This window comes from Fictibacillus sp. EA-CB0309 (genome assembly GCF_055814265.1).
On sequence record NZ_CP169271.1, the window covers coordinates 2,131,684 to 2,144,720 of the forward strand.

8 protein-coding genes, 3 pseudogenes and 1 other annotated feature are annotated in these 13,037 nt (G+C 39.1%); of the genes and pseudogenes, 2 read left to right on the forward strand and 9 right to left on the reverse strand.

Annotated features, from left to right (window positions below; all coding sequences use genetic code 11):
* Positions 1-130 precede the first annotated feature (130 nt).
* The 6 genes and pseudogenes from odhB to ACEWFH_RS11885 form a co-directional block, all read right to left on the reverse strand.
* Positions 131-1,401, reverse strand: a pseudogene (odhB, locus tag ACEWFH_RS11860) (2-oxoglutarate dehydrogenase complex dihydrolipoyllysine-residue succinyltransferase).
* Positions 1,394-4,252 (reverse strand): 2-oxoglutarate dehydrogenase E1 component, encoded by a 2,859-nt coding sequence (locus tag ACEWFH_RS11865; protein WP_473724223.1) that lies wholly within the window; start codon positions 4,250-4,252, stop codon positions 1,394-1,396. The pseudogene odhB and the gene ACEWFH_RS11865 overlap by 8 nt, the downstream one beginning before the upstream one ends.
* A gap of 171 nt (positions 4,253-4,423) precedes the next feature.
* Positions 4,424-4,699 carry an EamA family transporter gene (locus tag ACEWFH_RS11870; RefSeq protein WP_473724224.1) on the reverse strand — a complete coding sequence of 92 codons (276 nt, stop codon included), beginning with the start codon at positions 4,697-4,699 and terminating at the stop codon, positions 4,424-4,426.
* Positions 4,684-5,358 carry an EamA family transporter RarD gene (rarD, locus tag ACEWFH_RS11875; protein WP_473724225.1) on the reverse strand — a complete coding sequence of 225 codons (675 nt, stop codon included), beginning with the start codon at positions 5,356-5,358 and terminating at the stop codon, positions 4,684-4,686. Before rarD ends, ACEWFH_RS11870 begins: the two co-directional genes overlap by 16 nt.
* A 103-nt stretch (positions 5,359-5,461) precedes the next feature.
* Positions 5,462-7,119, reverse strand: a pseudogene (gene argS, locus ACEWFH_RS11880) (arginine--tRNA ligase).
* Positions 7,120-7,186: 67 nt separating this feature from the next.
* Positions 7,187-7,390: a binding site (T-box leader), on the reverse strand.
* Positions 7,391-7,436: 46 nt separating this feature from the next.
* A complete protein-coding gene (locus tag ACEWFH_RS11885) occupies positions 7,437-7,718 on the reverse strand; it encodes a hypothetical protein (RefSeq protein WP_473724226.1) in 282 nt (93 codons plus the stop codon).
* Positions 7,719-7,805: 87 nt separating this feature from the next.
* Between ACEWFH_RS11885 and ACEWFH_RS11890 the strand changes: the two genes are divergently transcribed.
* Positions 7,806-9,167, forward strand: coding sequence for an MATE family efflux transporter (locus ACEWFH_RS11890; RefSeq protein WP_473724227.1), 1,362 nt, complete (start codon positions 7,806-7,808; stop codon positions 9,165-9,167).
* Positions 9,168-9,185: 18 nt separating this feature from the next.
* Here ACEWFH_RS11890 and msrA read toward each other — a convergent pair whose 3' ends face one another.
* Together msrA and ACEWFH_RS11900 are read right to left on the reverse strand one after the other, a co-directional pair.
* On the reverse strand, positions 9,186-10,148 hold the full coding sequence (msrA, locus tag ACEWFH_RS11895) for a peptide-methionine (S)-S-oxide reductase MsrA (protein ID WP_473724228.1): 963 nt from the start codon (positions 10,146-10,148) through the stop codon (positions 9,186-9,188).
* 330 nt (positions 10,149-10,478) lie between these two features.
* A pseudogene (locus ACEWFH_RS11900) lies at positions 10,479-11,392 on the reverse strand (DMT family transporter).
* Positions 11,393-11,483: 91 nt separating this feature from the next.
* On the opposite strand from ACEWFH_RS11900, the gene ACEWFH_RS11905 reads away from it, so the two are divergent.
* Positions 11,484-12,308: a GDSL-type esterase/lipase family protein gene (locus ACEWFH_RS11905; RefSeq protein WP_473724229.1), complete on the forward strand. Its 825-nt coding sequence runs from the start codon at positions 11,484-11,486 to the stop codon at positions 12,306-12,308.
* On the opposite strand, the gene ACEWFH_RS11910 is transcribed toward ACEWFH_RS11905, so the two are convergent.
* Complete coding sequence (locus ACEWFH_RS11910; RefSeq protein ID WP_473724230.1) at positions 12,290-12,697, reverse strand: group-specific protein; 408 nt, start codon at positions 12,695-12,697, stop codon at positions 12,290-12,292. The two genes, ACEWFH_RS11905 and ACEWFH_RS11910, sit on opposite strands and share 19 nt — an antisense overlap.
* Between the last annotated feature and the right edge of the window lie 340 nt (positions 12,698-13,037).

Below are 13,037 nucleotides of genomic sequence, written 5' to 3' on the forward strand. Positions count from 1 at the left end.
AGGCCATTCGACAAATCCCGCCTCTGTATCCGCTAACTTTCCATATGTTGCTCACAAACAATATTCATCTTACAAACAAAAAAACACCCCCTGCAGCTGCAGGAGGCTTTCCCAATACATCTTACACACATTAACCTTCTAAAAGAAGTGACTCTGGATCTTCAAGAAGTGATTTAATTGTTGTTAAGAAGCTTACTGCTTCTTTTCCATCAACGATACGGTGGTCATAAGAAAGCGCGATGTACATCATAGGACGGTTTTCCATGCGCTCTTTATCAATAGCAACTGGTCTCCACTGGATCGTGTGCATGCCAAGGATACCAACTTGAGGTGCATTCAAAATCGGCGTAGAAAGCATTGATCCGAAGATACCGCCGTTCGTGATTGTGAATGAACCACCTTGAAGGTCTTCTAATGATAACTTTTTAGAACGAGCCTTCTCAGCTAAGTTTCCGATCTCTTTTTCGATGCCAGCAAAGCTTAGACGGTCAGCGTTACGGACAACTGGAACAACTAGTCCTTCTTCTGCTCCAACTGCAATACCGATATCGTAGAACTTCTTAAGAACCATTTCGTCGCCTTGAATTTCTGCGTTGATCGCAGGAATTTCTTTAACGCGCCTACTACGGCTTTCGTGAAGAATGACATGTAACCTAATTTTACACCATTTTGCTCATAGAACTTGTCCTTGCGGCGAGCACGAACTTCGTTGATTGCAGTCATGTCGACTTCGTTAAACGTAGTTAACATCGCAGCAGTTTGTTGAGCTTCTACTAAACGCTTAGCGATTGTTTGACGTCTGCGTGACATTTTTACGCGCTCAACTGGCTTCTCAGGGTTAACCGCTTCAACAGAAGCAGCCGGCTTGGATGCAGTTGCTGCAGGTTTAGATGCCGGAGTAGCTTTTTCACTGCTTCCGCCTTCTGCGTGGCGTTTCACATCTTCTGTGCGAACTCGTCCAAGCGGATCGCGAGCATTAACCTCTGAAAGATCAATGCCTTTTTCTCTAGCGAGCTTGCGTGCTGCAGGAGATGCGATCGGGCGATCTGAAGCTTTTACTTCGTCTTCTGCCGCGTCTTTTTCTACAACTGGTTCTTGCTTTTGAGCGGGAGCAGTTTTTTCTTCTGCTTTTTCCTCTGCAGCTGGTTCAGAAGCTTCTGAAGCATCACCTTCAACGATTGAAGCGATGATGTCACCTACAGAAACAGTATCACCTGGCTCAACTTTGATATTTTTTAGAATACCATCGCGTTCTGCGCTGATTTCGATGTTTACTTTATCTGTTTCAAGCTCTACTAAATCTTCACCTTTAACAACTGCTTCGCCTTCTTTTTTAAGCCATTGTGCTACTGTACCTTCTGAAATAGATTCGGCTAATTCCGGAACTTTAACGTCAAACATGTTCACGGCCTCCCTCTCGCGATTGTATGTCTAGTGCTAATGATGTTTGGATGATTTGTTCTTGTTCTTTTTTGTAGATGTCTGGCTCCCCACCAGCCGTACTCGAACGTTCTTGTCGACCAATATAAGAAACATGTGCTCCTTTAGGTGCAACGGCACGGAGTTTCGGTTCGATGTATAACCATGACCCCATGTTCTTAGGTTCTTCTTGAACCCAGATCAAATCTTCAACGTTTGGATACTCATTTAAAAGAGCTGTCATCTCTTCTTCAGGGAACGGATAGATTTGTTCAACTCGAACGATGTGCATTTCTGTTCTAGTCACTTGATCTTGCTCAAGCGCTTTTTCAAGGTCAATCGCAATCTTACCAGAGCATAACAAGATTTTCTTCACTTTTTCTTTTTCCTTGCCTAGGCCAGGTTGCTGTAATAATGGCATAAAGTGGTCGCTTTCAAATGCTTCCGCCAATGATGCCACCTTCGCATCACGAAGCAAGCTCTTTGGAGTCATAACAACCAACGGACGAACTTCATCCATAGAAAGAAGTTTTGCCTGGCGTCTTAACAAGTGGAAATACTGAGAAGCTGTACTTACGTTTGCTACAGTCCAGTTGTTTTCTGCTCCTAGCTGCAAGAATCTCTCTAAACGTGCACTTGAATGCTCTGGTCCTTGACCTTCATATCCATGTGGAAGAAGCATAACCATTCCGGATTTTTGACCCCATTTTGCACGTCCTGCTGATAAGAATTGATCGAACAGAACTTGAGCTACGTTTGCGAAATCTCCGTATTGTGCTTCCCAAATAACAAGCGTCTCAGGAGCAAAAACATTATATCCGTATTCAAAACCAACTACTGATGATTCTGATAGCGGGCTGTTATGAATCGCAAAAGAAACATTGATATCATCCATTGCATGCAATGGAGAGAACTTCTTACCGTTTTCACTATCGTTCAAAACAAGATGTCTTTGTGCAAAAGTACCACGCTCAGAGTCTTGCCCTGTAATACGAATCGGTGTTCCATCTTTAAGAATGGATGCAAACGCTAATGATTCCGCCATACCCCAATCAATTTTTTCTCCTTGGAACGCTTTGCGTCTGCGTTCAAGAATTCTTTTGATTTTAGGGTAAACATTAAAGTCCCCAGGGAACTTAAGCATGTTCTCCGTGAGCTCCTGAAGATCAGTTACCGAAATTGTGGTATCGATATCAGGAAGTGCTTTTGATAACGGATCCGGAAGTCTTGTGTCTTCCAGTTTAAATTTTTCTTTGCGGCCGTGTACTTTTTCGTACTCGGTTTGGTGCTTAGTTAAAACATCATCCTCGATGCCTTTAACTTCTTCTTCCGTTACTACGCCTTCTTTAATAAGCTGCTTTGCGTAAACATCGCGAACAGTTGGATGGCTGTTAACTTGTTTATACAATTTCGGCTGTGTTGCAGAAGGATCATCCATCTCGTTATGACCGAATCGACGGTAACCGATCAAGTCGATCAGAACGTCTTTTTGGAACTTTTTACGATATTCGTATGCAAGATGTACAGCAGCAATACATGCTTCCGGGTCATCTGCATTAACGTGAATGATCGGAATCTCGAACCCTTTTGCAAGGTCACTCGCATACTTCGTAGAACGCGAATCTCCGCTATCCGTTGTAAAACCAACTAGGTTGTTTGCGATGATATGAAGCGTTCCGCCTGTTTGATAACCTCTAAGTCGGCTTAAGTTCAATGTCTCAGCGACAATACCTTCACCAGGAAAAGCAGCATCTCCATGAATAAGGATCGCAAATGCTTTTGACGTATCTTGAACAGGATAACCTTTGCTGTCGCGTGTTTCTTGAGCAGCTCTTGTATATCCTTCAACAACTGGATCTACATACTCTAAATGACTTGGATTGTTCGCAAGTGAGATTTTGATTTTGTGTGATTGATCTGTTTCAACCAAACGGGATGCACCTAAGTGATACTTTACATCCCCTGTCCATCCAAAGTTAATTCCTCTAGAACCTTCAGAAGGAATTAGCTCTTTGTTTGGAGAATGATGAAATTCAGAGAAAATTAATTCGTAAGGTTTTCCAAGAACGTGAGCAAGTACGTTTAAACGTCCTCGGTGTGCCATTCCGATTAGAGCATGTTCAGCTCCGTCACGGCATCCTTCTTTTGCAGCTTCGTCAAGCATTGGGACAAGCATGTCAACGCCTTCAATAGAGAAACGCTTTTGTCCAACGAATGTCTTATGAAGGAATTTCTCAAAACCTTCAACTTCTGAAAGACGCGTTAAAAGGTTTTTCTTATCTTCTGCTGTAAATTTAGGATAGTGCTGGCTTGTTTCTACCATGGTATTTAACCATTGGCGTTCTTCAGTCTCATGTACATGACTGAACTCATAAGCGATTGTTTTGGTATACACTTCCTGCAGCATTTGAATCGCTTGATAGCCATCTTTAACGCTTGATGGCGCCTCTTTCCAAATAAAGGAAGGTGGTATCGCTTTCAAATCTTCTTTTGTTAAGTTAAATTCTTTTGGGTCAATATGGTGGTTGTCTTTAGGAAACTCTCCAACTGGATATAAGTTAGCAGCTAAATGACCGTAAGTACGGATGTTTTCTGCCAATTTTAATGCAGCTGCCAATTTCTCTAAATCCATTCCATCAAAACTCTGTGCAGTACGTTGATTTGGTTCAGAACCCTCACTTGGAGGACCCCAAGCATCAAATCTCTCTTTGAATGAACTGTCAACAGATTCCGGATCCACGCTATATTGATCATATAGTTCAAGGACATAAGCCAAGTTTGGACCGCTCAGTCCTTGCCAAGGATTTTCTGATTTGGAACGTTGATGACTCATCTTTTGTTCCCTCCTGCTTCCCTTTGTAAGTATTGTGCTGTTGCTGTTAACAGGTGATTCATCATTTCTCGCCCTTGATATTTCCCTATTTAAAGCGCTCTCAAACAATGAATGAAAAGAACCTTATCATTGATAAGGTTTCAACTGTAAGCAATGGTCATTGCCATTATACTATATTTTCGCAGAAAGTGAATTTTGTTTTTTACGATTTATGAGATAATTTGCCCATTTTGTTCTGCTGAGTGTAAATATAAGGAGTGCAATCCAGATTAAAGTAAATGAAATGACGTGAATTGTGCTGAATGTTTCATGATACAAAAACACACCCAGGATCAGCATAATGGTCGGTGCTATGTATTGCAGAAAACCGATCATGGTCATGGAAATACGTTTAACTCCTTGTGCAAAACAAATAAGTGGTACGGCTGTAACTAGGCCTGCTCCCATAAAAGGAATGTCGTTAAAGTTCCACCTGAAATAAATGAAGCTTCACCATTCCATTGAAGGTAAACCAAATAAATAAACGCAAAAGGAACTACAAACATGGTTTCAAAGGTTAATCCAGTTAACGAGTCAAAGCTTCCTAATTTTTTGGCGAGTCCATATAGGCCGAAAGAAAGTGCTAAAAAGACAGCCACCCAAGGAAATTCTCCATATTGCCATGTTAAAAGGAATACACCACAAGCTGCAATAATAAAAGAAACAATTTGCCAGCTGTTTAATTTTTCTTTTAGTACAAGCATCCCTAAAATCACACTTACAAGCGGATTGATGTAATAACCTAAGCTGGCTTCTACTACATGATCTGTATTTACAGCCCATATATACATCACCCAATTTCCGCTAATCAATATGGAGGCAGTTAAAACGGAAAAAAATTGTTTTCTATTGGTAAGGAGGACTCTTAAATCTTTTTGTAAAGCATCTTTTCGTTTTAAAAGAATCATTACACCTACCATCAGTAAAAATGACCAGAAGATGCGATGTGCTAAAATTTCACCTGAACCAACTAAATCGAGAGGCTTCCAGTATAGAGGCAGAAAACCCCAGATTAAATAGGATAAAGCTGCATTCCATATACCTTTTGTATGTTCATCAGTTTTCATTGTCTGCTCCCCGATTCCTTATATAAGTTGAAGTTATAAGATTATATAACGGAACATCAAAGGTTTGCCAGCAACATGACTTAAACAGCCCAGTCATACCTTTCTACATTCGATTAGGTGTTTGAATCCCTAATAATCGCAGACCTTCTTTTAGTACAATCTGAATGGATGCACATAATGCTAATCTTTCGGATGTTTCAGTACTGTTTAGGATTTTAACGTTTGCATAATATTGATTAAATTTATGAGATAGCTTCAACAAATATTTTGATATGACGGAAGGTTCTTTTCGGTTAAACGCCAGTTCAACCATTGCAGGAAAATCGTTTAAGACGGAAAGGAGTTCCCAGCTTTCTTCCTCAATGGAAATTTTTTGTGGCAGCTGCCCTTCAAAGTTTCCTTTGTTTAATAGCGTTTGAATTCTTGTGGCCGTATATTGGACATAAGGACCTGTATCACCTTCAAATTTAAGCATTTGGTCAAGTGAAAATTCAACATCGTTTCCTTTTTCATTTTTCAGATCATGAAATATGACAGCGCCAACACCGACTTGTCTTGCCACCGTCTCTATTTCTTCGAGTTCTGGATTCTTCTCTTTGATGTTTTGTTCAGCTAACTGTATTGCTTCTAATATTACGGTTTCAAGAAGCACGGTTCTCCCTTTTCGAGTGCTCATCTTTTTGCCATCTTGTAAAATTAGACCGAATGGTACATGGTGCATGTTATTCGACCAATCGTGGCCGAGTTTTTTAACACACGCTTAACTTGTTCAAAGTGTAAGGACTGTTCATGACCAACCACGTAGAAAGCTTGATCGAAAGCGTATGTGTTTTTTCTATAGATGGAAGCAGTAAGGTCACGTGTCGCATAAAGAGTTGCACCATCAGTCTTTTTGATCAAACAAGGTGGTATATCATCCCCTACTCTTACAATCTGAGCACCTTCAGATGTTTCTAACAAGTTCTTTTTCTGAAGTTCTGAAACCGTTTCTTCCATCTTATCGTTATAAAACGATTCACCGTTGTAAGAATCAAACTGTACATCCAGAAGTTCATATATTTTTTGAAACGCTTTTAATGAAGCGTCTTTAAACCATATCCATAATTCTGTCGCTTGTGGATCATGATCTTCTAATTTCTTGAACCACATTCTTCCCTCGTCATTTAATGAAGAATCGTTATCTGCCTCTTCATGAAAACGAACATATAGCTTTGTTAGTTCTTCAATCGGATTAGCTCGTACTTTATCTTCTTCTCCCCACTTTAAGTAAGCGCAGATTAACTTCCCAAACTGAGTTCCCCAATCACCGATATAGTTGATTCTTACCGTTTTGTATCCGCATTTTTCGCTAATGGATGCTAATGAGGAACCAATCACAGTAGAACGGAGATGGCCCATTGAAAAAGGTTTTGCGATATTAGGAGATGAAAGGTCGAAAACAATTGTTTTCTCATTTCCGAAAACATGATTTGCATAATTCTCTTTATCTTTTAATATCTTCGTTAAAAGCTCTAAAGCTGCTATTTTTTTATTATGAAATACATTTAAATAGCCGCCTGCTGCTTCTGTTTTCTCGAAATGTTCTGGAATAGTTCCTGAGGCAAGCTCGTTAGCGATTTTATTTGGGGACTTCTTTAGGATTTTAGCCAGCTGAAAACAAGGAAAGGCTAGATCCCCTTGATGAATTTGTTTTGGCTTTTCAATTAAACTCTCAATTTGGTCTAACGATAGCTCATCACCCAGTTTATTCTTTAGATAAATGGCAAATTCTTTTTACCGTTCATTCTTTTTCCCTCCCTAAATAAAAAAACCGCCTCTTCTAATTAATAGAAGAGGCGGATGACCGCGGTACCACTCTTGTTGCCTTAATAAGGCCGCTTGATCTGTTAACGGGATGTGCCCGGTTTGCCCTACTGTAAATTTCGAGCAAACATTTCCAAAGTGCGCTTCGTCTGAAAGTTGTGCCAGGCTTTCACCAACCCTAGCTCGCTATAACATCCTTTGCAGAGTACTCTCTTTTCATAAATGTTCTGTCTATAGTTTTCCATATTATATGAGGGCAGATGTAAAAAGTCAACTTATTCCTTTTTATCAAAATCCAAGTAATCTCTCATTTTTTTAATATACCGCTTTAACCTGAACAGTGTTTCTGTTCGCAAATATTTGGAAGTGAATGCGGCTGATATTGCAGATACTGAAACAAAAACCCCATGATTCGAAACCCTTACAGGTATAACGCCAGTATAGATTGTTTCGCCGCTGTTTTTATATAAAAGTTCTGTTGAAACAAGCACGATTTTTTCACCCGCTTCCTCTCCAGGCAGAACAGATTGAACTTCAAAAAGAAATTGTACGCTCATAGTTTCTCCTTTACGTGTGTTTCATATGTTTTATGATATAATGCATTGTCTTGAATTGACAGTTAAAACAATAAAGGAAGTATGCAGATGATACAGACATATTCATTAAGAGATAAATATAAAAGTTTCTTATTATTAGTCGTCCCTGTTCTAATCACTCAATTAGGGTTATATGCTATGAATTTTCTTGATACGGTAATGAGCGGACGTTCAGGAGCTGATCAGCTAGCCGGTGTCGCTATTGGATCAAGTTTATGGGTTCCTATTTTTACAGGTCTAAATGGAATCTTAATGGCACTAACCCCCATTGTTTCACAGCTACAAGGAGCTAAAAATACAAAAAGTGTGCCGAGGTCCGTCATGCAGGCTGTGTATTTATCCGTTGTCATATCGGTTATTGTGCTCATACTAGGTTCATTGGTTCTAAATCCAATACTGGGAGCCATGTCGTTAGATCAAGAAGTCGAGAAAGTAGCAAGAGGCTATTTGATTGCATTAGCTTTCGGTATTCTTCCTCTATTTTTATATGGAGCTTTACGTTCTTTTATCGATGCACTTGGTCAGACAAGAATAACGATGTTTATAACACTTATCGGATTACCTATAAATGCCGTATTTAATTATCTGTTGATATTCGGTAAAGCGGGTTTCCCAGAATTAGGCGGTATTGGTGCTGGTGTTGCTTCCGCCATTACGTATTGGATCACAGCTCTTATAACTGTAATCATTGTTATGAAATTCAATTCTTTTAGACGATATAAACTCTTTCACACGTTTTACTCACCATCATTAAAAGCTTGGAAAGAACAATTAAAGATTGGCATACCGATCGGCCTAGCCATCTTTTTTGAAGTAAGTATATTTGCAGCAGTTACTCTACTAATGAGTGACTTTAATACGGTTACCATTGCCGCTCACCAAGCTGCGCTGAATTTTGCGTCTTTCCTCTATATGCTGCCGTTGAGCATCTCTTTTGCCCTCACCATTGCAGTTGGATTTGAGGTAGGGGCTGGTCGATTTAAAGACGCTGCACAGTATAGCTATATCGGAATCATTACAGCAGTAGGTTTTGCTTTAATTCTTTCGGGCTTTCTTTTTGTATTTGATGACCAAGTCGCTCGGATGTATTCAAATGAATCAGAAGTAATCAAACTCACGACTTCTTTTTTATGGTACGCTGTATTTTTTCAATTAGCTGATGCATTCGGTGCTCCCATTCAAGGCGCATTAAGAGGATATAAGGATGTAAATGTAACGTTCATGCTTTCCTTTATTTCTTATTGGGTCCTTGGACTGCCGGTAGGCTATTACTTAGCTAACTTTACAACACTCGGAGCATACGGTTATTGGATTGGACTTATATCAGGTTTATCAGCTGGAGCCGTCATCTTATTTGCCCGGTTAAAATATATCCAATCACATTCCTATTCCTCTTCAGAACAAAAATAAACCAGCCGAGCGGCTGGTTTATTTTTGTTCAAATAGAGTTAGATACTCACCGTATCCTTTTTCTTTTAACTGTTCTTTCGGTATAAATCGAAGTGCAGCTGAATTGATGCAATAGCGCAATCCTCCTCGATCACGAGGACCATCCGTAAAAACATGTCCTAAATGAGAATCTGCATCCTTACTCCGTACTTCTGTACGAATCATCCCATGTGACAGATCTTCTTTTTCTTCAACGGTAGAAGAACGTACGGGTTTTGTAAAGCTTGGCCAGCCACAGCTGCTATCAAACTTATCAAGAGAACTGAATAGTGGCTCGCCAGAAACGACATCTACGTAGATCCCTTCATCAATATGATTCCAAAATTCGTTCTGAAACGGTGGTTCTGTTGCATCGTTCTGTGTCACGTTATATTGCATAGGGCTTAGTGATTTAAGAATTTCTTGTTTTTGTTTCTTATCTTCCCAATGAGACTTTATAAATGTGTCTCGACCAGACCCTTGTCTATAGCGCTTGTAATGAAAAGGATTCTTTTTGTGATAATCTTGATGATAATCTTCAGCAACATAAAAAGTATCAGCGGGTAAAATTAAGGTAGCAATTGGTTTGTTAAAACGTCCACTTTCATCTAACTCTTTCTTAGATTGTTCTGCGACTGCTTTTTGTTCATCATCGTGATAAAAAATCGCTGTTCGATAGGAGTCTCCTCGGTCATAAAACTGTCCTCCTGCATCAGTCGGATCAATTTGTTTCCAAAACACAGATACTATTTTTTCATAAGAGATAATCGAAGGATCAAATGTAATCTGAACTGCTTCAAAATGCCCTGTTGTCTCACTGCAAACTTCTTTGTACGTAGGATTTTCTGTATGTCCGCCCGTATAGCCTGATTCAACTTTTATAATGCCAGGCCATTCCTCAAAAGGTGTAACCATACACCAAAAGCACCCACCAGCAAAAGTAGCTTTCGCATAGTTACTCATGAAATCCATCTCCTTTCATAACTGTTTGTTACATCATATAAGAATAAGAGTCAATTGCATAGAAAAAGGCTTTGATCTTTTTGTTGTTTTCTAAAGGATTGCTGCTATTGATCCTTTTTTATTTCTTCTTTGAACAGTTGATTGAAGTGTAAAGGTGTGAGACTCAGGCTAGGACAGGAGGGCAGGTGAGACGCTTAAGAGTGAAACGTCTAAATGTGGCTCACCGCCTGCCCCGCGGAAAGCGAAGCACTTGGAACGGAAATCAACTACTTTCAAAAACAACATGGATTACAATATCACCCTATCCTTTTTTAACAATTGGACCTACCGTTACAGGTTTCTTGATTGGAGCTGGAGGTTTATTTCTTTTTGTTTACGGGTATTTTGTAAGAAATAATATAGACCTGTTAAAACCATGGCACCTCCAATCCATTGGGAGACTGTTAATGTTTCTCCGATCAATACGTAAGCCAGCAAAGTTGCTCCAACGGGTTCACCAAGAATAGCCATGGATATCGTTGCGGCTGTTACATATTTTAAAAGCCAATTAAAGAGTACATGTCCGAAAACAGTTGGGATGATGGCAAGCAATAAAAATATGCCCCATTCCTTATCAGGATATCCAATCATGGGTATGTTTAAGAAAGCATTATAAACAACAAAAACAATTACAGCTGTTAAAAACACAGTGAAGCTATAGAGAGTTGCGGGTATTGTTTTCAGTAGCTTTTGACCGATCAACATATGCGCAGCTACTACAATCGTACCTAAAATGGACAGCAGATCTCCCTGGATATGCTGAGCTGAAATACCGATATCTCCCCAACCAATCATAATCGCACCAGCTATTGCTACAATCATTCCTATTATTGCTGCTTTAGAAGTTCTTTCTTTAAACGCTATGAATGCACCAACCATTACAAAAACAGGCTGTAATGAAAGGAGTATCGTGGAACTGGCTACGGTCGTTAATTTTAAGGACCCCATCCAAAATAAGAAGTGTAATGCTAAAAATGTTCCTGATAAAAATAATAAAGCTGCATCTTTAAACGAGATTTTTTGAGGAAAGCAAATTGTTTCCAAACAAATGGGAGCATTAATAATAATGTAAACAATAAGCGGTACATCCCTTGTACAGAAACTGGGGCTTCTGACCACTTAACAAAAATGGCGGAAAAGGAAATGGCAATAATCCCTATGATTAACGGAATAAATACTGGTATTTTAAGTGAATCGTTATTCAAGTTCTCACCCTGCACTTTCTAGACATATTTATGTTATTATCAATAACTAATACTTTGTTATGACAAGTTATAATTTCAGGAGGAGGATAAAATGAAAAAAAGATATATCATATCCTTACTTCTTTTGCTAATGGTAATCGGTACAGCGGCATGGTACTACTACCCACAGTATAAGATAAATCAGATCAAGAAAGAATCTGTAATTGACATAAACGACAGTACAAAATCAGAACAAATCACATACCTTGATTATCTTAATAAAAGTTCGGATTCCAGTTTTAACCACTTAGTCTTAGGTGATTCTGTCGCACAAGGCAGGGGCTCAGAAGAAGGAGGATTCGCAAACAAAGTCAATGATAACCTCCATAACTTAACGGGTAAAACGTTCATTTTGGAAAATCAAGGCGTTTCAGGCGCAACAAGCAAAGGATTATTGAATCAGCTAGAAATACCTGCTGTTCAGCAATCTGTTAAATCTGCCGATATTATATCAATCAATATTGGCGGAAATGATCTTGTACAAATAGCAAAAGAAGAAGGTCCGATTAAAGCCATTCAGAGTTATGACGAAGTGAAAACCGGATATAAGAAAAATTTGAACGAAATCTTTGAGACGATTAGAGAGCAAAACCCTAATGCCATATTAGTATTAAATGAACTATACAATGTTGTGAACTCAGAGCAAAAATATTACCCTGCAACGGAAAAGCTGCTAAATGATTGGAACTTAATTGCTTATGAGACCGCACTTACTTATAAACCAGCACTTGTTGTTCCTGTGAGTGATGCTCTTCAAACTGAAGATATGGATAAATGGCTGTACGATTCTATTCATCCTAATGACGAAGGATATGCAAGAATCGCAGACAAAACGATAACTACATTTCAAAATCAATCTTATAAAGAAGCGCAATGAGGGTTTGAAGAGTTGCAAAGTGGTGGCAGCTCTTCTATTATCCCATTCCAATTTTTAATTTGAGGCAAATAATAAAATGTCGTTGCCTTGGAGAGATCTTTTAGAGTACCATTCGGGTCGTACATAATGACACGTTTATTATTGCCGAGCGCAATCCCCATCTCAGTATGACACCCTTTTCCTCCAGGCAATATAACAATGATTACATCAGAATTCATAACCGCATCAAATTCTTTTATACCGATATTAGCAAGATCTTCTTTTGTTTCTGCCCTCTCATTCTGAGTCCAATCGTATGTAAGTTCCCAGTTCAGCTTCTTTGTTATTTCAGCTCCTACTTTCTTTACTAATGATTTGTTCACAAAACCAGAGGCAATATAAAATTTCATCGTACACTCTCCCCTTTTTTCTTATGTAAAAATCATATTACAATCACTCAATAAAGAACATCTAAACTTGCATCTATTTGTGAACATGTTAACATAGTACTTTAAATAAAAGGCTGCATTTTAATTATTATTGTTTTTAAAGGGTTGATTTCCGTTTCAGGATGCTCGCTTTCCACGGGGCGTGCAATGAGTCCCTTGCCGCTTTGCGCCTTAGGGGTCTCACCTGACCGCTCTTCCTAGCCGTAGTCTCGCACCTTACACTCCAATCAACGAGCAATAGTAGCAACAAGTATATAGCAAAGAGCAAAATAAAATTACTACAAATTGAATAACAAAGAGT